21 protein-coding genes are annotated in these 21,609 nt (G+C 46.8%); 9 read left to right on the top strand and 12 right to left on the bottom strand.

Annotated elements, in window-relative coordinates:
* Positions 1-359: 359 nt before the first annotated feature.
* The 3 genes from plsX (at position 360) to fabD (ending at position 4,018) form a co-directional block, all read left to right on the top strand.
* Complete coding sequence (gene plsX, locus QUB51_RS24015) at positions 360-1,409, top strand: phosphate acyltransferase PlsX (RefSeq protein WP_333057397.1); 1,050 nt, start codon at positions 360-362, stop codon at positions 1,407-1,409.
* A gap of 164 nt (positions 1,410-1,573) precedes the next feature.
* Positions 1,574-2,575, top strand: coding sequence for a beta-ketoacyl-ACP synthase III (locus QUB51_RS24010; protein ID WP_333263537.1), 1,002 nt, complete (start codon positions 1,574-1,576; stop codon positions 2,573-2,575).
* Between the two features lie 561 nt (positions 2,576-3,136).
* Positions 3,137-4,018 carry an ACP S-malonyltransferase gene (gene fabD / locus QUB51_RS24005; RefSeq protein WP_333057395.1) on the top strand — a complete coding sequence of 294 codons (882 nt, stop codon included), beginning with the start codon at positions 3,137-3,139 and terminating at the stop codon, positions 4,016-4,018.
* Positions 4,019-4,621: 603 nt separating this feature from the next.
* Here fabD and QUB51_RS24000 read toward each other — a convergent pair.
* Positions 4,622-4,828 carry a transposase gene (locus QUB51_RS24000; protein WP_445243118.1) on the bottom strand — a complete coding sequence of 69 codons (207 nt, stop codon included), beginning with the start codon at positions 4,826-4,828 and terminating at the stop codon, positions 4,622-4,624.
* A gap of 369 nt (positions 4,829-5,197) precedes the next feature.
* Between QUB51_RS24000 and QUB51_RS23995 the strand changes: the two genes are divergently transcribed.
* Positions 5,198-6,142 carry a phosphate ABC transporter substrate-binding protein gene (locus tag QUB51_RS23995; RefSeq protein WP_333263534.1) on the top strand — a complete coding sequence of 315 codons (945 nt, stop codon included), beginning with the start codon at positions 5,198-5,200 and terminating at the stop codon, positions 6,140-6,142.
* Here the strand turns inward: QUB51_RS23995 and QUB51_RS23990 are convergent.
* Positions 6,123-6,263 (bottom strand): hypothetical protein, encoded by a 141-nt coding sequence (locus QUB51_RS23990; RefSeq protein WP_333057392.1) that lies wholly within the window; start codon positions 6,261-6,263, stop codon positions 6,123-6,125. The genes QUB51_RS23995 and QUB51_RS23990 overlap by 20 nt on opposite strands.
* Positions 6,264-6,397: 134 nt before the next feature.
* Here QUB51_RS23990 and QUB51_RS23985 point away from each other — a divergent pair, with 134 nt between their 5' ends.
* Positions 6,398-7,036 carry a lysophospholipid acyltransferase family protein gene (locus QUB51_RS23985; protein ID WP_333039474.1) on the top strand — a complete coding sequence of 213 codons (639 nt, stop codon included), beginning with the start codon at positions 6,398-6,400 and terminating at the stop codon, positions 7,034-7,036.
* A gap of 109 nt (positions 7,037-7,145) precedes the next feature.
* On the opposite strand, the gene QUB51_RS23980 is transcribed toward QUB51_RS23985, so the two are convergent.
* The 9 genes from QUB51_RS23980 to QUB51_RS23940 all read right to left on the bottom strand — a co-directional run bounded on the left by QUB51_RS23980 (position 7,146) and on the right by QUB51_RS23940 (position 19,062).
* Positions 7,146-7,685, bottom strand: coding sequence for a GAF domain-containing protein (locus QUB51_RS23980; RefSeq protein ID WP_333057391.1), 540 nt, complete (start codon positions 7,683-7,685; stop codon positions 7,146-7,148).
* Between the two features lie 185 nt (positions 7,686-7,870).
* On the bottom strand, positions 7,871-8,461 hold the full coding sequence (locus QUB51_RS23975; RefSeq protein ID WP_333057390.1) for a YdcF family protein: 591 nt from the start codon (positions 8,459-8,461) through the stop codon (positions 7,871-7,873).
* A 724-nt stretch (positions 8,462-9,185) separates the two neighbouring features.
* The gene (locus QUB51_RS23970) at positions 9,186-10,022 is read right to left on the bottom strand and encodes a GUN4 domain-containing protein (protein WP_333057389.1); all 837 of its coding nucleotides are present in this window, start codon (positions 10,020-10,022) and stop codon (positions 9,186-9,188) included.
* 430 nt (positions 10,023-10,452) lie between these two features.
* Positions 10,453-11,595 (bottom strand): hybrid sensor histidine kinase/response regulator, encoded by a 1,143-nt coding sequence (locus tag QUB51_RS23965; RefSeq protein WP_333057388.1) that lies wholly within the window; start codon positions 11,593-11,595, stop codon positions 10,453-10,455.
* 151 nt (positions 11,596-11,746) lie between these two features.
* The gene (locus tag QUB51_RS23960; RefSeq protein WP_333057387.1) at positions 11,747-14,431 is read right to left on the bottom strand and encodes a GAF domain-containing protein; all 2,685 of its coding nucleotides are present in this window, start codon (positions 14,429-14,431) and stop codon (positions 11,747-11,749) included.
* A 582-nt stretch (positions 14,432-15,013) separates the two neighbouring features.
* On the bottom strand, positions 15,014-16,147 hold the full coding sequence (locus QUB51_RS23955) for a glycosyltransferase (RefSeq protein ID WP_333057385.1): 1,134 nt from the start codon (positions 16,145-16,147) through the stop codon (positions 15,014-15,016).
* Between the two features lie 683 nt (positions 16,148-16,830).
* The gene (locus tag QUB51_RS23950) at positions 16,831-17,979 is read right to left on the bottom strand and encodes an NAD-dependent epimerase/dehydratase family protein (protein WP_333057384.1); all 1,149 of its coding nucleotides are present in this window, start codon (positions 17,977-17,979) and stop codon (positions 16,831-16,833) included.
* 111 nt (positions 17,980-18,090) lie between these two features.
* Positions 18,091-18,681, bottom strand: coding sequence for a chromophore lyase CpcT/CpeT (locus tag QUB51_RS23945; protein ID WP_333057383.1), 591 nt, complete (start codon positions 18,679-18,681; stop codon positions 18,091-18,093).
* A 240-nt stretch (positions 18,682-18,921) separates the two neighbouring features.
* On the bottom strand, positions 18,922-19,062 hold the full coding sequence (locus tag QUB51_RS23940) for a hypothetical protein (protein WP_333211460.1): 141 nt from the start codon (positions 19,060-19,062) through the stop codon (positions 18,922-18,924).
* 42 nt (positions 19,063-19,104) lie between these two features.
* Here QUB51_RS23940 and QUB51_RS23935 point away from each other — a divergent pair, with 42 nt between their 5' ends.
* From QUB51_RS23935 to QUB51_RS23920, 4 genes are all read left to right on the top strand, one after another.
* Complete coding sequence (locus tag QUB51_RS23935; protein ID WP_333057382.1) at positions 19,105-20,259, top strand: transposase; 1,155 nt, start codon at positions 19,105-19,107, stop codon at positions 20,257-20,259.
* A gap of 46 nt (positions 20,260-20,305) precedes the next feature.
* Positions 20,306-20,539 (top strand): hypothetical protein, encoded by a 234-nt coding sequence (locus tag QUB51_RS23930; RefSeq protein ID WP_333057381.1) that lies wholly within the window; start codon positions 20,306-20,308, stop codon positions 20,537-20,539.
* A 109-nt stretch (positions 20,540-20,648) separates the two neighbouring features.
* Entirely contained in the window at positions 20,649-20,969 is a 321-nt protein-coding gene (locus QUB51_RS23925) for a hypothetical protein (protein ID WP_333211457.1), read from the top strand.
* Between the two features lie 29 nt (positions 20,970-20,998).
* Entirely contained in the window at positions 20,999-21,340 is a 342-nt protein-coding gene (locus QUB51_RS23920; RefSeq protein ID WP_333057379.1) for an HNH endonuclease, read from the top strand.
* Between the two features lie 151 nt (positions 21,341-21,491).
* Here QUB51_RS23920 and petL read toward each other — a convergent pair whose 3' ends face one another.
* On the bottom strand, positions 21,492-21,593 hold the full coding sequence (gene petL, locus QUB51_RS23915) for a cytochrome b6-f complex subunit PetL (protein ID WP_006633742.1): 102 nt from the start codon (positions 21,591-21,593) through the stop codon (positions 21,492-21,494).
* Between the last annotated feature and the right edge of the window lie 16 nt (positions 21,594-21,609).

Here is a 21,609-nt window from a genome sequence, read left to right as displayed (position 1 = left end):
CCAACAGCGCAGGAAGTGAGTTCTGAATTGCGACTAAAGATGGCTTTAGTCAAGTTTGGGTAAGTTTTACGAAGCAGCGCATTGAAGTACCCTAGTATGGAGCAATCCCAGCAACGGACAGATCCAACTTGATTTGGAATAGTTAAAGGGCAAATAATGGCAGGGTATGGAGCGTTCAAACTTAAACATAGGAAGGACTCAGAAAGTATACGCAATCTCAGCTTTAAGCTGTTTGAGTGAGTAGAGGGATACTTGAATGTCCCGTTGTCGCCTTGATTGGTGGGCAAGAATCCCCCGGCTTTAGACGTGGGGAGGTTCAATTCCTGGTAGAATTTTTAGTGTTTCTCAAACATTGGTCAATGGGATCGACACGCGCAAGAATTGCAATAGACGCTATGGGTGGGGATCATGCCCCCGCCGAAGTTGTAGCTGGAGCGCTTAAGGCACAAGAAGAATTAGGCGTAGAGATTTTGCTTGTGGGCGACCCACAGCAAATAGAAGACTCGCTCCGGCAACAAGACGCGATCGGCCGCGTCTGTACAGGTCAGCTAGAAATCGTTCCTTCTGAAGGAGCGGTGGAAATGCACGAAGAACCTTTGAGTGCCCTCAAACGCAAGCCCAACGCTTCGATTAACGTAGCGATGAACTTGGTAAAGCAGCAGCAAGCTGATGCTGTGGTGTCCGCCGGTCACTCCGGCGCGGCAATGGCTGCTGCCCTGCTCAGATTGGGCCGGCTCCCCGGAATCGATCGCCCTGCGATCGGTGCGGTTTTGCCGACAATGATACCGGGCAGCTCTGTACTTATTCTCGATGTTGGCGCTAATGTGGACTGCCGCCCCAAATTTTTGGAGCAGTTCGCTCTTATGGGAACTATTTACAGCCAGTGCGTTCTCGGCGTCGCCGAACCTAAAATCGGCCTGCTCAACATTGGCGAAGAACCTTCTAAAGGCAACGACGCCGCAGTGCGAACTCACCAGTTATTGGTGGACAACCCGAACATTCCTTTTGTGGGCAATGCCGAAGGCCGCGACGTGCTGTCGGGGAAATTCGACGTGATTGTCTGCGACGGGTTTGTCGGCAACGTGTTGTTGAAGTTTGCGGAAGCAGTGGGCGAAGTCGTAGTCCAGGTGCTTAAGGAAGAGTTGGTCAAAGGACTCCAACATCAAATTAACGACCCTATGCTGCAAAAAAGCTTGCAAGGATTCAAGCAGCGGGTAGACCACGTTGAACACGGCGGCGGTTTGCTGTTGGGCGTTGCTGGAGTTTGCATTATCAGCCACGGTTCGTCTCAAGCTGCTTCAATTTTCAATGCCATTCGTTTGGCGAAGGAGGCTGTTGACAACCAAGTGCTGGAGCGAATTCGATCGTCCAATAACCAAAGCGCTCTGGAACAAGAAGCTGTGAACTAGAGGCAGTAAGTAGGAATTAAAAATTAAAAATGTAAAATTAAAAATGTCAGCTTAAACCAACTGTTTTGCTTAAAAAAAAGTAATTTCAGCAGTTTAAAAAATAATTTTAATTGGTAGTTTTTAATTTTTAATTTCTCTATCGAACAGCGAGTAAATGGAGAGGAATGTTGCAGCAATCAGGGTTCGGAATTGCCGTCACGGGTAGCGGTTCTTGTACACCGCAGGTTTCGCTGGATAATAACGGTTTGAGTCAGATAGTAGAAACGAATGACGAGTGGATTGGCGCGCGGACGGGTATTCGCTCCCGCAGGCTGGCGGACGATCGCACTTCTTTGTGCGATTTAGCCACAGAGGCATCTCAAAAGGCGATCGCCATGGCAGAAATTTCGCCGACAGATATCGATTTAATTATTTTGGCAACTTCCAGTCCTGACGATTTGTTTGGCACTGCCAGTAAAATTCAATATCAGTTGGGCGCGACAAAAGCTGTGGCTTTTGATTTGACAGCAGCTTGTTCGGGCTTTGTTTTTGGTTTAGTGACAGCCTCGCAGTTCATTCGCACAGGGGTGTATCAAAATGTTTTGCTAATCGGAGCAGATATTTTGTCTCGCTGGGTGAATTGGTCGGATCGGGGTACTTGCATTCTATTTGGAGACGGTGCAGGTGCGGTGGTATTACAAGCTTCAGAAGTCGATCGCTTTTTGGGATTTGAAATTCGCAGCGACGGCACACAAAATTCGTCTCTCAATTTGGCTTACAAAGCCGAGTCAAAAGAATTAATTGAGGGCGTCAGCGTCGGAGTTGGCGGATTTGAACCCATCACAATGAATGGTCAAGAAATCTATCGCTTTGCCGTGAGAAAAGTGCCGGAAGTCATAGAAAAAGCTATGTTTCGGGCAAATGTCAACGTCGCCGAAATTGACTGGCTGTTGTTGCACCAAGCCAATCAGCGGATTCTTGATGCAGTTGCCCAAAGGCTAAAGATTCCCCCCGAAAAAGTAATCAGCAATTTGGCGAATTACGGCAATACCTCAGCGGCTTCAATTCCCCTTGCCTTAGACGAAGCCGTGCGTATGGGTAAAGTTAAAGCGGGCGATACTATTGCTGCTGCTGGTTTCGGTGCAGGTTTGACTTGGGGGGCTGCGATTTTTCAATGGGGAAGGTAAAGCGATTTTCGATTTTCGATTGGCGATTTTCGATTGGGGAATCATGGTAATACCATTTTTGATTTTCGATTGGCGATTTTCGATTTTAGATGGGGAATTACTGAGGAACTATGGGTTTGGAGCTGGTAAAGCAGTTTCATTCTTTTTGGGAACTGGTATAATGTTTGGCGGCTTTAAACTTTGGCTAATGATTGTGGGGAGTGCGACCGTTGCATAATACAAATCCTTTAACAAGCCATACATAGGGCAAGGGGCGCAGCCGTACTCCCTCGGGACAGGAGTTCTTGACAAGCCCGCCCTGAGATTGAAAATCCTCTATTCTTCGATCGACTTTCCCCGGCTTGAAGGTTAAAAATTTTGTTACGGCTATTAATTAAATTAAAGTAGCAAAAAAAATATAAACCTGGTTAAAATCGCAATTATATGTTATAGTTGTGAGTCGCGAGTAGATAGTTCGTTAACCGAAAGATAGCGGATACCAGCGAGCGAAGTTAGAAGCGGGAAAGAAATAATTTTTGCAATCACCAATTAGCAACCACCAATTAGCAGATTACCGGAAAAATGACTAAAACAGCATGGGTATTTCCCGGACAAGGTTCCCAGGCGATCGGGATGGGTGCAGACTTATTAAACTTGCCAACAGCCAAAGCCAAATTTGAGCTCGCTAAAGAAATTTTAGGCTGGTCTGTCCCGGAAGTTTGCCAAAAAGAAGAAGCAAAACTATCTCGGACGCTCTACACTCAGCCTTGCTTGTTCGTAGTAGAAAGTATTTTGGCCGACTTAGTGCGAGAAAAAAGCGATCGACCAGCGGTAGTTGCCGGTCACAGTTTAGGAGAATACGTTGCCCTCTACGCAGCAGGCGTCTTTGACTTTGAAACCGGATTGCGCTTAGTCAAACGCCGCGCCGAACTCATGGACACTGCCTCCGGCGGTCAAATGGTGGCTTTGATCGGGTTCGACAGGCAGGAACTAGAACTGCAAATTCAATACAGCCGAGACGTAGTGCTGGCAAACGACAACAGCGAAGCACAAGTCGTGATTTCTGGAACGCCCGCAGCAGTAGAAGATTTGCTTGCCAAAATCAAAGTCAAACGCGCCGTTAAATTGAATGTTTCCGGTGCATTTCACTCTCCCCTGATGGCCGGAGTGGCAGCAGAGTTTCAACTAGCCTTAAAGTCTGCAAGGTTTTCCGATGCTAAAATGCTGGTGCTCTCGAACTCAGAACCGTCAGCCACTACCAGCGCAGCCACTTTAAAGCAGCGGTTGACTCAGCAGATGACCAAAGGCGTGCGCTGGCGAGAAATTTCCATGCAATTGCCCCAACAAGGAATCGATCGCGTAGTAGAAATTGGCCCCGGCAAAGTTCTCACAGGTTTGATCAAACGGACTTGTCCCGATTTAGCGCTGGTAAATGTGAGCAGTTTTGCAGATTTGCCCGCTTAATCTATTTTTAGCTAAACAGACGGGAATCCCCACACTATACCGAGCGAAGGTTAGTGTGGGATGAAAGGCGCGCAAGACTCCTGATTGCACCCGTTCATAACCTCAAAGCTATGCTTGCGATCTCATTTCCGGTAACACTCATACATGATGTTGACGGTTGACGGTTGACGGTTGACAGTCAACGCTGTCAACCGTCAACCGTCAAAGCCGTGAACTCGAATTTACTATTCCGATGCTAACGGATTTGATATGAGGTTATGAACGGGTGGATGACGACATCAAAGCACAAGAAGTCTCTTTATTCAGCAGGTCTATCTTGCTCATTAATGTATTTTTTCAATTGTTCAACAGTCACGCCACCACATGATATAATTTCCCGTAACACTCATACATGATATTGACTGTTGACCACGAATTTCAAAGGTGGTATCCGCCACGTGATTTATCCGTGGAATCAATCCCAAATCGCAAATCGAAAATCCTCAAGCCCCCCGCATTTATCTCGCGCAAGTCAATTCTTTAATCTAAAATCTAAAATCTAAAATCGATTGACGGTTGACAGTCAACGCCGTGAACAGTGAACTCGAATTTACTATTCCGATGCTAAAGGATTTGATATGAAGCGATGAAATAGCCATTTGTCCATAACACATCCTTCCAATAAAATTGGTTGATTTCAGGAGCGAAATATGTTCTCAAGTACCGACTAGACAAGGTTTTTAAATTGTTAATCAATTTACTTGGTTCGGTCTGTGCAGTGTACTGTAACAACAAATGAACACGATCGCTTTCCCCATTGAATTCTACCAGCCTTCCCTGTCATTTTTCCATCAAATCCCTAAATATCGCCTCAAGTCTTGTCAGCATTGGGTCTGGAAGCTTACAAAACCGATATGCAAAATATGAAAGATATGGCCGAGATTAACGAAGCCCTCTGAGCCATATCCAAAGTCAACAACGACCTCAGTATCGATTCAGCTCGATCGCAATTTGAGCAAGCCAAAAACGCCGTCCACGGCCGCAACCTCAAACAGCAAGCTTTAGCAGAAATATCTGAGAACCCCCAAGAAAGACTTCAGGCAGAATTAGAAAATATGACCTTAGACGATGAAGTTAATCGCAGGCTACAAATGTTAGACGACTCCAACAACAAAGAACTTCCCAGCTAAGGACAATTTTATGGCTAAGAGCGGGCCTCCCCCCATAGTTTTTATCCTGTTATTTCTCTTGCTAGCCGGTGGCGGCTGGTTCTTTTTTCTCAACAAACCAGCGTCGCAAGATGTTAGTAACAATCCCCCCACTCCCACACCCGCAGGCGATGTCGTCCCACTTCCCGTCGCGCCAGTAGTCGGCGGTGCTTCTTCGCCTGTTGCAGCTAGTTCCTTTGCACTTCCAGCTTCTGTTCCTGCGGGTACGACTGTCAGGATTCAAGGTTCTACCAGTATGGTGACAATCAACCTCAATCTTAAGAATGGCTTTCAAGCCAAGTTTCCTGGCACTAGAGTTGATTCCAAAGCTAACGGTTCTGCAAAGGGAATTCAAGATTTGGTGGCAGGAACAGCCGATATTGCTGCGGTATCGCAGCCTTTGACGCCTCAAGAACAAGGTCAGGGTTTGGCAGCGGTGCCCGTTGCCCTAGATACGATCGCCCTTGTAGTTGGCATTAACAACCCCTTCAAAGGAGGTTTAACCTCGGCTCAAGTTCAAGATATCTTTAAGGGAAATACTCAAGACTGGTCGAAAGTCGGCGGCCCGGCGGGTCCGATTAAAGTAATTAACAGACCGGCAGTTAGTGGCACTCACCAAACGTTTAAAGAACAAGTGCTCGGAGGTGGCGAGTTTGGCCGGGCGTCAAATATTACCACCCTCGATCGAGATGCGACAACTCCCCTGCTGCAAGCTTTAGGCAACAACGGCATAGGCTATGCGACTTTCGCTCAAGTAGCCAATCAGAGAACAGTGCGCGTTGTTCCCGTCAACGGTGCGACGCCGGATGCGGGTAACTATCCTTACAAGCGGCAGTTATACTACGCCTACAAAAATCCTCCTAGCCAAACAGTTAAGGATTTCTTGGGCTACGCGACTGCTTCGGAAGGACAAAAAGCTATGCTGGCCGGAAATTGAGCCTTTGCAAAGAATTCGCCAGAATAAATTCGGGCGCTACAGAAGCTTGCAAAGCGGTTTCAACCGCCAAACCATCTAACAGCACGACACGCATAAACACGGATACAGTGATGATAGTCAACTTAGCCAATTAGCTAAACAGTCCGATCGCTCGACCTATCCGTGTATCCGTGTCAAAATCCGTGTAGTGCTACTTTTTTGATTGCTGAACTGATAGGCTAATATTCGATGTAATTTAAAATTTAAGGTTTTTCTGTGAGCAAAAGTCGCGAACCAGTCGAAAGTTTACTTCTCTACTATTTATTCAAATGGTCAATTGTCAGCCCGATGCTGCACCTTTACTTTCGGGGCCGCATCTACGGTGCAGAAAATGTTCCGACAGAAGGGCCTGTGGTAGTAGTCAGCAATCACGCCAGCGATTTTGACCCGCCGATTTTGTCTAATTGCATGAGGCGACCGGTCGCATTTATGGCAAAGGAAGAGTTATTTAAAGTTCCTATTTTGAAGCAGGCAATTACGCTTTACGGTGCTTATCCAGTCAAGCGGGAAAGTGCCGATCGCAGTGCAATTCGCTCGGCGATCAACTCTTTGGAAAATGGCTGGGCGACGGGTGTATTTTTGCAGGGAACTCGCACGCCAGACGGCAGAATTACTGAACCGAAATTAGGTGCGGCGCTGATAGCTGCTAAGGCAAAAGCGCCGCTCTTACCTGTTAGTTTGTGGGGAACTCACGCGATTTCGTCGAAAGGTTCGGCAGTGCCGCGTCCGGTGCCGCTGACGGTGCGAATTGGCAAGCTAATTGAAGCGCCCGGTTCCTCGGATCGCGAGGAGTTGCAAGCGCTGACTCAAAGATGTGCGATCGAGATCAATGCGATGCACGATTTGGGGCGCTGATTTGCTTGGAGGATGTTTTGTATAACTTACGAAGAAAGCTGGTTTGATAGATAAAAAACATCGTTACAGGTTTGTAGTGAGAACGAAGACTCCTCGTTACAAACCTATTTTATTGCGATTGTACGATGCCTCTGACATAAGCAACAGCTAAGGGGGAAATTTTTTCTGTAACCGCTGCGATAACTTGGCGATCGAAGTCAGTCCAAACTCTGGGGCGATCGAACATACAAGGCTGCAAAACCCCCCACAATAAGCCGTCAGCACAAAGGTGAGCGTGGATCAAAGCTCGATGTCCGAACTCTTTGGCTTCAAAATCTTTGTTGACAACTTCAGGATTCGCTGTTTCAACATCCTCAACAAAAATCGACGGTTCAGTTCGCAAAGCTGCTGCAAACAAAGGGTCTTCTTCCCCTAAAGATTCGGGTTCTTTTTTCCATTCCGCGTCGCCAATCTCAGGAAAGTTCGAGTTACGACGCCAGCAGTAAGGTACTCTGCCTCTTTGCGTTTCAGGATTGCGGAGGTAGAGAAAGACCCGATCGCAATTTAACACCTCGCCTAAAGCCGGCACCAAAGCCGAAAAAACAGCATCCGGCGTTTTGCTGTCACTCAAAATTTGCTCCAGAACTTGCGGCAGAATTTGGTCGGTCATTAACTTTAGCTTTTGAATTTCATCTATTAATTTTAAACTACTCCTTCTCTTCTCTTCTCTTCTCTTCTCTTCTTTTACGCATTTGTCATCAGTGTCTTCGCGTTTCGTTAAATCGCTAGAGGAGACAAGTTTTAAAACCAGAGGGAATGGAAAAAATTTAAAACTTGCTCAATGCTTTCCTTTGTTTATTCCATTCTGGCTGGGCTGAAGTTAGCACCCGTATAACCGGTTGTCAGCCAAAGAATAGCCCTAGCGCCGTCGCGAACAGCTTTTTGCATCGGTTCGGGGGTTCGCCCAGACGGAACTGCCACAGGCTTAAAGGTAATGCCTCGACTACCGAGTACGATTTCGCCGATAATCTGAGCTCGCCGCATATGATCGTCAGAAGTGATCAGATACACGCTCTCAATCCCTCTAGCTTTCAATTCATCTACCAGGGTGGTAAAATTTGTTACCGTATCCACCGCTCTGTAGTCTAAGTGCAGGCGATCGGACTCAATTCCCGCTTCTGAAAATACCCATTCCGCGAACTCAGGATTGCTCCCAGACGACACCCAAATCGGCAATTCAGGGTGATCCTGAGCAAATTTGGCGGCAAACACCTCTCGCTCAGTAGCCCCACCTAGAACTAACAAAGCTTGGGGTCTCTGAAATTCGCTCTTAACCTGCTGATAGCCCAACCAACACGCCATCAAAAGTCCTACTAGGAACCAAAAACTGCGTGAAGTGTTCAAACGCTTGTAACGCTGCGTGTTTGAATTGATTCTTAACCACATCTAAACCTATAAAAATTTTATGTAACTGACAAAGGAACCATAACAAAAAATACCGCACCTATAGCCCACTAACAGGAATTAAAAATTAAAAATTAAAAAAGGGTCGGCGGATCATAGGATTTTAGATTTTAGATTTTAGATTTTAGATTTTAGATTTTAGATTTTAGATTTTAGATTGACTCTACGCTTGTGGTGCGGCTTCAATGGGGGATTTTAGATTTTAGCTTTCAGATTTTATACCAATCGCCTTGGCGGTTGGTATAAAATCTGGGAGCCAATTCCTTAGCGGATATGCAAAAAAGAGGGGCAAAACTTAAGCTTTCCCCTCCTGCTGTTAATTTTTCTTGATTTTTAACGGGACTGGCCGGGTTCGAACCGGCGACCTAGCGCTTCAGATTTGTGTGAGTTTCCCCACTCTCTGGACTATACCTTCACCATATGCTTGCAGCTTTTAGGTGGTGACCGTCTAGTCTCTAAACCTTCCTGATTTCCATATAGGCGATTGTTTAATCGCCCTGAACTCAGGCTTGGCTTGGTATTGCCTTAGAGTCATAGGAACCCATAAACTCTTTAGGTTTCACCAAATTTGACCACATTCACTCCTAGAGTTTCCTCGCAGGGTGCCCGATTCTTCAGGAGGCGCTTGCTCTATCCATCTGAGCCACAGCCCCAGTTGCTAAACCGTTTTGATTATAGCAGTTAATGTCGATTTTGATTTTTTTTTTCATGATTGCCGATCGCCAGTTGCGAGTTTCGCAGCGATGCGGGCCAAGTTTTCTGCTGCGGTGAGTTTACCAGCACCGTAACAGGCGCGCTGTCTCCATGCGGTGACAGGGAGATGTCCGGGGGGAGCATCTTCGTTGAAGGAGAGCTCGCTGTAATATTTCCAATTTTCCTTGACTCGCCAGCCGACTCGATCGCAAAATTCAGTATAGTTAGCCCCGGTACTTTCCCAAATCTGCTGCTGCACGCTCAACCCGAACCGCCCGCTGCTGTATTGTTGCCAAAGTCGGTCGATCGTGCGAAGGTCTGTAGGAGGAAAACTGTCAATATCGGCTGCACTCAGCCAACCTTCGTCTTCCCTGACAGCGATTTGCAGCAAGATTTCCCAAGTGTGTTCATCAGCTTTGCGCCATTTTCCAGTTTCTAATAGCTTTGTCAGTTGGCGGTAGTCCATCCCCACTTCCGAGATAGCCGCAGTTGACTCAGGTATGGCGCCGATTTTGTCTTCTAGTCGCAGTAGAGTGCTGACAATCAATTCGGGGTTTAGTTGTTCTAGGCGGTACAGAACCCATTCTAACTGAGATTGAATGTGTGTGCGGGCGATCGCACCTTGCTGCACTTCCCCCTGCAACTCATCAAATTTAGCTAACCAATTTTGTTGATTGCGGGCCAATTCCCACATTTGTTTGGCCCACTGCAATCTAACTTGTTCTTTTTTTAAATAAGTTTTGGAAGGCTTAGCACGTTGCGGGTAGGGAGTCAAATCCCAGCCGCAAATCGAGCAAAACTCTGCTTTTTCTTCTATGTATTCAGCACCGCACACTGGACAGTTAGACATATTGCCATCAATTCGGTTGCCAAGTCATTATATGACATCTGGTAAATTAACCATAATTCGATTAGGTACGCACTTCGCACCCTACAATTACAGTTTATCTGTACTAATGTTCGCTTTTCACACCCCAAAGTTAGACTTACAGCATATTCCATGTATATGCGGTACACACAATCTTGTCGTAAGCATCGGTGCGTCGCCACCAGTCAATCTGCAAGTTTCATTAAACATGAGCAGATCCGCACCCTACATAAAAATGTACCAACAATTAAGGCGGATACTGTACTTCATGAATCACCGAATCTGCTGTATTTATAAGCTGTTGCGGCCTTTAAATTGTATGTCAAAAAAAATCAAAGTCTTGTGGGGAGTAGGGGCCCTAGCGTCCCGCCCGCCCTGAATATACAATTTAAATGCGCGACAGCTTACCGCTCTAACAAGGCAAGCGAATAGTAAACAAACTGCCTTTGCCCAACTCGGATTTTACCTCGATCGTGCCGCGGTGAGCTTCGACTATTTGGCGGCAGAGGTGTAGTCCCAAACCTGTACTGGACTTCTTATGAGTTCCCGAGCTAAACCTTTCAAATAACTTTGCTTGTTCGGTGGGAGAAATGCCGGCACCGGTGTCTTTGATGTCTATAATTACCCATGCCAGCGGTTGGTTTTTGAAGCTAGTATAAGCAGGGGAATTAGCAGCTTTTAAGCTGACATCTATTGAGCCGTTGTCGGTGAATTTAATTGCATTTCCGATTAAATTTGTCAGCAAACGGTGTAGCTCCAGACGATCGCCCGGATACTTCGCAATCGGTGCACTTTCTGCACTTTCTGTCAAGTCTAAATTTACCGACAAACCTTTAGCATCCGCTAGGGGAGCTAGTTCTTCAGCTACCTCAGTAATAAGCTGGCGCAAGTCCACGGCCGCGAAACTTAGGGATTTGCGGCCTGCTTCGTACCGATATACTTCCAGCAACATATTTACCATCGCGATCAGGTTTTTGTTGCTGCGAACCATCGTCCCGAAAGCGTCGCGCATGGGAAGGGAAATTTCTCCCAAAGCTCCCTGCTGCATTAAAGTTAGCATTCGATCGGCTGCTACCAGGGGTGTTCGCAAGTCGTGAGCCAGTCGGGAGACAAAATCTTCGCGCTGGAGGGCGATCGAATTGCGCTCGTCTACGCTGTGTTTTAGCCGCAGGAGCGATCGAACCCTCGCCAGCAGTTCGTCCATTTCGACTGGTTTGCGGATGAAATCGTCTGCTCCCATGTCCAATCCCTGCACTACGCTGGCACTGTCGTGAGCAGTGATCAGCAAAATCGGCATAAAGGGCAATTCCTTATTTTCTCGGATTCGTTTAGTGACTTCGTAACCATCCATTCCCGGCATCATCACGTCTAGCAGTACCAAATCCGGGGGTGACTTGTCAATTTGACTCAAGGCCGAAAAGCCGTTTTCTGCCGTGCTAATTTCGTAACCTTCTTCTTCCAGGATTGTCTGCACCAACAAAACATTATCTGGTGCGTCATCTACAACCAGAATCCGATCGGCTTTTGTGGCATTGGGAACAGATAAATAACTCATTTAATTGCTAGCCTGGAAATATTTTTTCAACTTTAATATGGTATCCAACCTATGATTTCACATTTTTACACTTGTTAACTCTGTCATAAGGAATATCTCACAACTTTATCAAATCTTTTTACTTTTTATCAGTCGGATGTAATATAATCTACTACTTAGTTGTCATCGTATGCACACCGTCCCAATCATCGGGCGGGGGTACTTCCAAATAGCTCAGGGATCGGTCGAGGTGAACTTCCACAGGTCGATCGCTGGGTCGCATTGCTAAAGCCGCTTCAAAATAACTAATAGCTTTCTGAAAATTTCTAGCAATATAAGCATCCCTACCGTTACTATAAAGTTCCAAAAACCGAACGGTTTCCCCATCAATGGGTTCAGAACTATTTTGCAGCAACTCGTAAATACCAACTGGTTGATTTTTGCCCTTAACCCGCACCTTGTCTAACTCTCGCACCCAAATTCCTTCGCGACACAAACTGTATGTAAATTCGCTCAAAATTATATCGCATCCGTACTCCTTTGTAAGCTGTTCCAATCGCGAACTCAAATTCACCGCATCCCCAATTACCGTGTAATCCATGCGCTTTTGGGAACCAATATTTCCCGAAACCACCTCTCCGGAACTAATTCCAATTCCGAAGCGAAATGGATCTTCGCCGGGGCGAGAATCATTAAACTCTTTCAAACGCCGGCGCATATCTAAAGCCGACTGCACCGCCATCCAACCGTGGCTTTCCGGGGGATTCAGCGGCAGGGGCGCGCCGAACACGGCCATTAAAGCATCGCCGATAAACTTGTCTAAAGTGCCTTCGTAGTGGAAAACGGCCTCCACCATCGTCTCAAAATATTCGTTCAGCAGGGATACCACATCGGAGGCTCCCAAATTTTCGGTCAGCGTGGTGTAGCCGCGAATGTCGGAAAATAAAATAGTCACTTCTTTGCGTTCGCCCACCATCAGGGCGCCTTCACCCAAGGCCATCACTTTATCTACGACTCCAGGAGTCAGATAGCGGTACATCGTATTTTTCATCCGCTTTTCGCGGCTGATGTCTTCGAGTACCACTAAACCGCCGCGCACGCCGCCCTCTGGATTGATCAGCGGGTTGACAGTCAAATTCAAACTACGTTCAATTAGTTTAATTCGAGAGGCGGGGATGGGTAGCGGACAATAAGGGTGATACAGGGCAGAATTTCGCAGCGCAAATAGAGATTGGGCATTAGCTAATTCTGCCAGCGCTACTTCCTCAGTCCACGCGCGGTTTTCTCCCCAAGCGTAATATAAATTAGGGTCAGTGCGATCGGGTACGGCCAGAATATAACTTTCTTCTTGTTCTTCTTCTTGTTCTTCTTCTTGTTCTTCTTCTTGTTCTTTTTGGGAATTTAACGTTTTTTCCACCAACAGTCCCACCGTTAAACTTTGTTCGGGAACGTAATGTCTGGCAGCATGGTTGAGACTGTCTTCGAGTCGAAATTGCAAATTTTCGATCGGCACAACTTCCCAAACATAGCGATTCACCAGTTTATCTTCCCAAATCTGGGGATTGTGTTTGCTTTTAGCTTGATTTACCGGACAGCCCAACAATTCTAGGGCTGCTTCGTTGATAGTTACAACTCGCCCCTGTAAATCGGTGGAAATTACTGCATCTGAAAGACTTTGCAGCATATCTTTTTGATACTGCTTTTCCACCATCACGTTTTGAAACAGTTGAGAATTTTGCAGCGCCATTCCCGCTTGGGAATTAAACGCTCGCAAAAACTCTTCGTCGGAAGGGGTGAAACTACCTTGGTTCTTATTAATTAGCTGAGTCACCCCGATCAGCTCACCTTTAGCGTTATGCACCGGCATACACAAGACAGTCCGAGTGCGGTATCCCGTTTGCCCGTCTGTAGAGGGGTCAAAGCGGGGATCGTCGTAAGCATCTGTAATATTTAGAGGTTGACCGGTCGAAGCCACGTAGCCAGCAATTCCCTTATTAGCAGGAATGCGGAGATCTACCATCGTTTTGCCGTCAGCCTTGGCGACTTTTGTCCAAAGTTCGTTGGTTTCCCGATTTAACAAAAATAGCGTGCTGCGATCGGCCTGCATCAAGTCGCGAGCTTGATCCATGACAGAGCGCAAAGTTGTTTCCAAGTCAAGACTTTGACCCAAAGTAGTGGTGGCTCTCAACAGTGCGGCAACCCCTCGCTGGTTGCGGGCGACGACGTAGAAAGACTGACAGCTTTCGAGAATAATCCCGATCGAATCTGCAAAAGCCTGGAACTGCTGTTCGTCTTCCTCGCTAAAGGGGGCATCTCCAGCTTTATTTAACAGTCTGACCACCGCCACGGGTTCCTGTTGGCTCTTGCTGCTAAAAATCGGCATACAGAGGATGGTCTCGATGTGGTAGCCCGGTGGTTCGTCTACTTCGGTATTAAAATACTCGTGGGATCGAGCTTCGGCGACATTGATCGATTTTCCGGTTGTTGCTACGTAGCCTAAAATGCCTGCATCCATCGGCAATCGCACTTCTACATCTTCGCCCGTAAGTGGATCGACTGTTTTGTGCCACAGTTGATTTTTGTTCGAGTCCACCAAAAAAATTGTTGTCCGGTCTGCTTGCAAAATTTGACCAATTTTCACAGTGAAGGCATCTAAAAGTTGCTCTAAGAGACTTTCGAGTGCTTCATTGTTAATCAGGTCCATCGCCCGGATAAATTGCTGAAATTCAGCCGTGATAAAGTCCAGCAGGCACACTAATTCAGGAACTGGCAAGCTCTTAACACGGGAGGTCAATGCCCCCATAAAATTGACTTGAGTCAGTGTAGCCAGAACGCTACCAGTATTGGAGAATGTCATGATTAACTGCTTGCTCAGATGGGTAGACTGACCGCAGGTCGATCTGCGCGAGATTCGGCGGCGGTGCAAACTCTTGAATTTGTTTGCAAGCGCATCGGCACTCGCTTGTCGCTTTGATGAATCGTGAGTTCAAAAGTGGCGCACGCAACTTCAGTTTGCTTGTTATGTATGCTCGATCGATCTTTTTTCCAACCTCGATACTGATGAGGGTTCGTCAATTCAAGCTGAACTTGAGTTCGCAAAACAGAAGGCCTGAAAATTAGGTTACAGGCTTTAGTTCGATCGACAGTGCAATGTAGATTTGACGTTCTGTGCTCGGCCCCAGCGCGCGGTGTTACTGTTTTAGCGCACTCGGCGACCGTATCCGGTCAGGTAAAGGGCGCTATGAAAGCAGCGCGCAAGGCATTCCTACAGAGCTTACTCATAGTTTAATGGTAAACGCAACAGCAGGATAGCGACGGTAATTTATGCAGCAAAAAAGTTCGATCGGTCTTTGAAAACATCCCTCCTCACTACCAACTGACGATCGAACAGGGAAGCTAAGCTGGCGGTGATGTTTAAAGGTGCTACAGATCCTGACATTTAGGCCGCTCTGGGCACAGACTGGGCAAACACCACTGATTGATAGTAGCGCTGCAGTTGTGCGGCAGCAGCGGCCCAACCCCAGCGTTCAGCTTCTCGGCGAGCGTTATGGCGTAGGGTTTCCCGTTCTTCAGGATTCGCAAACAGACGCTTGGTGGCGACGAGTGCTCCTTCTTCGTCGGCGGGGTCAAATAAATATCCGTTAACACCGTCAGTGACGATATCGGGAATTCCGCCGCTGCGCGCCGCCACTACAGGCGTCCCCGCAGCCATTGCTTCTAGGAGCACTAAGCCCAGGGTTTCGGTGCGGGAGGGAAAAATGAAGGCGTCGGCAGATGCGTAAGCTCTTGCGAGTTCTTGCCCCTTGAGGTAGCCGACAAAATTGGTGGGTGTACCGGCAAAATATTGTTCAAGGGTTTGCCGATGCGGGCCGTCTCCCACTAAGGCGAGGCGGGCATCGGGAATCGCTGCGAGGACTGGTTTGATGCGTTCGATTTCTTTTTCTGCACCGAGGCGGCCGACGTACAGCAGCAGGGGGCTGTCTGGGTTATTTGCAGAAAGGCGCGATCGCATTTCTCGACTTGCCAATTCCGGGACAAACATTTCAGTATCTACGCCCCGCTGCCACAAATCTACTCGCTCAATGCCGTGGGTTCTCAATTCTTCCACCATTGCTGTAGAAGTACACAGATTCAATTCTGCTTGGTTGTGGGCACCTTTGAGCAATTCCCACAATAAAGGTTCGAGGACTCCAAAACCGTAATGGTGCAAATATTTCGGCAAATGCGTGTGGTAAGAAGCCAAAATCGGAATGTTGAACTTTTTCCCGTAATATATACCCCCCAATCCCAAAATAGCGGGATTGACAACGTGAATAATATCCGGTTTAAACTGCTCTAATTGGCGACCGACAGCCGGAGAAGGAAGTGCCATTTTCAGTTCCGGGTACATCGGCAAAGGCAAGCCCTCCACACCGTAAACTCGGGCGCCTTTGTATTCTTTGATCCCGTAATCTGGAGAAAATATCAGAACTTGTTCGCCCGATCGCTGCAAGTGATCTACAGTGTGAATCAGGCGCGTCACAATGCCGTCTATTTTCGGCAAAAATGTTTCAGTGAACAGAGCAATTTTCATAAAAATAAGTTACTTAGGGAGCCGATAATCATAGCCAGAGGCCAAGGTCATCGGTAACAGGATACACTGTGTCGCGGGGAGTAAGTCATGGCGCGCGATCGGCTGCTTTTCTACACTTCTTCTTTCTGTTGCACTACCGCTAATTCCGAGCGAGAGGTTTTTGGGGTAAGATCCAAATTCCCTGAATGCGAATAGATAAAATTATCCCACCTAAAAGCAATCCCACACCTTTGGCAAAGCAATTAATTCTGTGAATTTCCTGTGCAGTTTTAGCAATTAACATTTCTTTTTCCGCAGCATAAGGCGCTTCGCTAACAGGCGCGGTAATTTTGATAACTCGCGGTTAGTGCAGCCCATTCCGGTATTAAATAATAATAACGAACTGCACTGGCTGAAAATCTCGGCAGAACAACGAAAAGCAACAGAATAATATTGCGAATTTCTACGACATTTTTTTCCAAAAAGCCAGCATTAAAAACCTTATGGATTTTTTTTAATTAACCGCAGAGGACACAGAGGACACAGAGAAAGAGATAAAAAAGATAGATTATCGTAATATACAGCAAACTCCATTCAGAACTTGCGAACCCTTCTCCTCTCTTCCCTTCTTTTCTCTTACTTCGCGCCCTTCGCGCCTTCGCGGTTCGTTAAAAAGCTCTTTCCCCGCAGGTAGAGGTCTGAACTTACTTCCAAGAAACCTTCGGCAAAATCTGGTTTTTATCGACACGGTGCTGATATTTTGTAGCAAAATTCAGCAGAGAATCGAGCAGGGAATCTGAGAGATAGTGCGGTTGCAAACCGAGGTCTAGCAAATTGGTGTTTTTGGCATTGAAATAATGTTCTTCTTTCTCGACTCTGGGATTTTCGATGTTGTTGATTTCTACTTTTAATCCCATTGCCATGCCTGCTTTTTGCACCAAGGAGGCTAAGTCGCCGACGCTGAATTGTTCGGTGAATTGGTTGAAGACGCGGAATTGTCCGGCTTCGGCGGGGTTGGCTAGAGCCAATTCCACGCACCGCACGGTATCCCGAATGTCTAAGAAGCTGCGGGTTTGTCCGCCACTGCCATAAACTGTCAGAGGATGACCGATCGCAGCTTGGATGCAAAATCTGTTCAATGCTGTCCCGAATACTCCGTCGTAGTCCAAACGGTTGATCAACAGTTCGTCCATGCCGGTTTCATCTGTGAGCACGCCGTAGACTACGCCCTGATTTAAGTCGGTGGCTCTTAAACCCCAGATTTTGCAAGCAAAATGGATGTTGTGGGAGTCGTGGACTTTTGACAGGTGGTAGAAACTGCCTGGTTGTTTGGGATAGGGTAGTGTATCCTTGCGACCGTTGTGTTCGATCGTGATGTAGCCTTCTTCAATGTCAATATTCGGCGTGCCGTATTCGCCCATTGTCCCTAATTTCACTAGGTGACAATCGGGGAAGTCTTCGCGGATGGCGTACAGCAGGTTGAGTGTCCCGACGACGTTATTGACTTGGGTGAGGACTGCGTGTTCGCGATCGATCATTGAGAAAGGTGCCGAACGCTGTTCGCCGAAATGGACGATCGCCTCTGGTGCAAATTTTCTCATGCTTTTGCTGAGAAAATCGTAGTTGGTGATGTCACCGACGAACAAGTCGATCGACTTGCCCGTTAAATCTTGCCATCGCTGGAGTCGTTGCTGAATCGGTGCGATGGGAGTGAGGGTGTCGCTGCACAGTTCCAGATCCCAGTGCCGCCTCACGAAGCTGTCGAGGATGCCAACTTCGTAACCTTTGTTAGAAAGGTAGAGTGCGGTTGCCCAACCGCAATAGCCATCGCCACCAATAACCAGGACTTTCATAAATCAACGGTGAATCTTGCTTGCCAATACTGGGTTAATGTACCAGGTATTGGTGCATTCTGAACCTTTAATAAGCGCGTGTTCGCCCAGGAAGGACTCTGTTTTTTTGGATTAACCCGGAATTTCGTCGGCGAAACTGGCCCGGCGGGTGAATTCAAAGGGGCCAGCCTGGGCTCCCCAGACGTGGGCGTCGGTTTCTGGGTCGCGCCCGCGATCGTGGCTAATAAATTTGTCTTGGTCAATCTCGAATTCGCTGTCTAGATAGGTTTTTTTGCCCTTTCTGACCACCATGCAGCCTTTTCCGGGTTCGACAGACCCTTTGAAGCTGTTGCCCGTCCACTGCGTAATAAAGGTGCAGCCAGGAAGTAGAGTCAGTTGTTCTTTTTTGATTTCTTGCAGCCGTTGCGGGTCGCGGGCCGCGCCGTAGAATTGTTCTTCGTTTTCTATGGCATAATTTTCGATGTCGATTCGATCGCCCACTGGGACTAATTTCAAAACTCGGACTCGGTACGGTACGTGCAGTTCAATATCGTAGGCTTGTTCTAGGTACAAGCTGATCCCATCCAGAACTTCGATCGGCAAAGGCCTCATGCAGACGCGGATGTGGGCGAAGAATGGCGGGTTTTCAAAGGCTTGGGCTTGGTTGCTGAAGTCGGCGGCCATCCAGCGGGCGAGGGTGACGATATCGGTGGAATGAGACATATCGATTTTCGATTTTAGATTTTAGATTTTGGATTGAGGGAGTAGAAGTTATTTTAGGGGATAGCGGGCGATCGGCTATTACTCTCAAGATATTGTTGATAAGCTGCCCTCACTCCTCCAAACAACTTGATCGAAATAAGTCTTGGAGCGTCCAACCCCTCTTCTGGGCTAGTTCTCGAATCCGCAGTCTCACGTATCTGATCGCCCTTATCGAAAAACTGGGTCTAAAGCCCCGTCCTTCTAGGACGGCTTTTCCTCTTTAAGTTTATCAATCCAGCCCTCTATAAGTTGGGTCATTGTTTTTTCTTTCTGTTTGGCAATTCTCCGCAACTTCTCTAGCCGACTCACGGCAATGCGAATACTTAATCTTTCTCTGGTCATTTGGCTACCCAATTGCTACCCTATTATGTGATCATGGTAAGCATGAAAGCAAGATATCAGTACCGTTTCTATCCAACAAGCCAACAGCAGCAGAGCTTAGCTCAGTTGTTCGGTTGCGTTCGTGTTGTTTATAACGATGCTCTTGCAATCTGCAAACAATCTCAAAAGAAGCCTAAATCGGCCCAACTCCAAAAGATTGTTATCACTCAGGCAAAAAAGACTCAGCAAAGAGCTTGGCTTAGTGAAGTGTCGGCAATTCCTTTGCAGCAGTCGGTAGCTGATTTAGAGGCAGCCTTCAAGAATTTTTTCGATTCCTGTAAAGGTAAGAGAAAGGGGCAAAAAGTTGGCTACCCTAAATTCAAAAAACGCACCTCTAGTCAGTCAGCTAGACTAACTCGCGGTGGGTTTTCAGTCAAGGGGCAGGGTGTTTATTTAGCAAAGATGGGTATTGTCAAGCCGATTTGGTCTAGAGAGCTACCGTCAGAGCCTAGCTCAGTTACGATAATTAAAGACTGCGCTAACCGCTATTTTTTGAGCTTTGTAGTAGAAGTAGAACCCGTTCAACTCGACGCCAAAAACCAAAGTGTCGGGATTGACTTGGGTATTAAAACTTTTGCTGTGATGAGCAACGGTGAAAAAGCTGTAAGCCCCTGCTATAAAGCGGTAGACCGCAAGGTTCGCCAACTTCAGCGTAAGTTAGCGCGTCAACAGAAAGACTCTAAACGAAGAAGAAAAACCCGTATTCAAATTGCCAAACAGCACAACAAGATTGCTGATACTCGCAAAGATTTCTTGCACAAACTATCAACCAAAGTAGTTAGCGAAAACCAAACTATCGTTTTGGAAGAGTTGAATGTATCAGGAATGGTTAAAAACCGTAAACTGTCTAGAGCAATTAGCCAGCAAGGTTGGAGAGAGTTTAGGGTCTTAGTTGAGGCAAAGTCGGAAAAGTATGGACGTGAGTTCGTAATTATTAGTCGATGGGAACCTACAAGCCAAACTTGCTCTGATTGCGGATATAAATGGGGAAAAATTGATTTGTCTGTGCGTTCTATACTTTGCCTAAATTGCGGTACAGAACACGACCGAGATGAAAACGCTTCGGTAAATATAGAAAAAGTCGGCCTGGGGCATCGGCACGACTCTAAATGTACGTCGAGACAGAGTAAGACTACCGGGCGTAGCGTCCGTCAATGAAGCGTAAAGAATCCCCACGCCTTCAGGCTGGGGAGTATGTCAACCTATGATACCAACATCCAAGCCCAAATTAAACACTCATCCCTGGTGTATCGTGCGACAATTGCCAAATATGCAGCGATTGGTGGTTGCTCGGTTCCACCGTCGGGGCGATGCGGAGGGATATATCCAGATTTTACAGCGGTTGTTGCCGACGGCTAAACACGCGATCGTTTTTGATACGACTGGGGCTGAGAAATTGCCACAAGTGCGATCGACTCAATTAGAACGCATCTTGTAATTAATCAGGAGCATCGAATTTTACAACAAGTGCGATCGCTCTTTCCTTAAATTCACTTAACAACGGATAAGCTACAATATTCCAAGAGTATCTGAGAGCTGTTATTCCTATGAATACTCAATTAATGGTAAAACCTTCTTCTTTGATGCCCCAAGGCATCAAAATGGTAGAATTTGGGAATATTTACTTATTCAGATTTACCGACGATCTCCAATCTCGCATGGAAGAACTGCTAGAGAGAAAAAGACTAGATTTGTTAACTGTCGATGAAATTCCCGAATTAGCTGGCATCATCGAACTATCCCGAATTTTTACCTTGATTAACGCCCAACTTTCCACTCAAGCTAAATGGTGTCCGATCGCACTCGACAATTTATACGACAACGAGCTAAATATCTCTGCGAATACTGCCACTCTCCAGAATATCTAAGCCCAGATCGCTTTACCATAGATCATCTCATGCCCAAATCTCTAGGCGGATCTGATGACAGTGAAAATTTAGCATTAGCTTGCCGTCGCTGCAACGAACGCCACTACAATTTTACCAACGGAATTGACCAGGAAACTCAGCAAGAATGTTTATTATTTAATCCTCGTCAGCAGCAGTGGTCAGAACATTTTATCTGGACAGCAGATGGCCTAAATATTGTCCCTAAAACTCCCATAGGTCGAGCAACTTGCAATCGGCTTGACCTTAATGATGAACGTTATGATGAAGAGGATTCGATTCGGCGATCGCGCAGGTTTTGGGTAGAAGGTGGTTGGCATCCACCTGCTGAAGATGCTCGTCAATTAGAATAAGCACGATCGTTCAATCCAAAAGTTTTATGAAATGAAGCATTTGCGCCGTCAATCTACAGATAAACCTAGAGATTTTTGGCGCAAATACGTTGTCGAACTGATACTTTTGCCAGAGATTAAATCCTCTGGTTGAAACATCTAAATTAGCAAATTAGATGAGTTTGACAGCCCGCAGACCAAACATCAGCACTGTCGCCAAGCCGATCATGCCGCCAAAGATCCCAAAATAAGTTATTGCTCCGCTAAGAGTCATGGCAATTTCTCCAAAA

Source organism: Microcoleus sp. AT8-A3 (assembly GCF_036705675.1).
Classification (GTDB): Bacteria; Cyanobacteriota; Cyanobacteriia; order Cyanobacteriales; family Microcoleaceae; genus Microcoleus.
The sequence above is the reverse complement of the archived record's forward strand: the minus strand, read 5'-3'. Positions and strand labels throughout refer to the sequence as shown.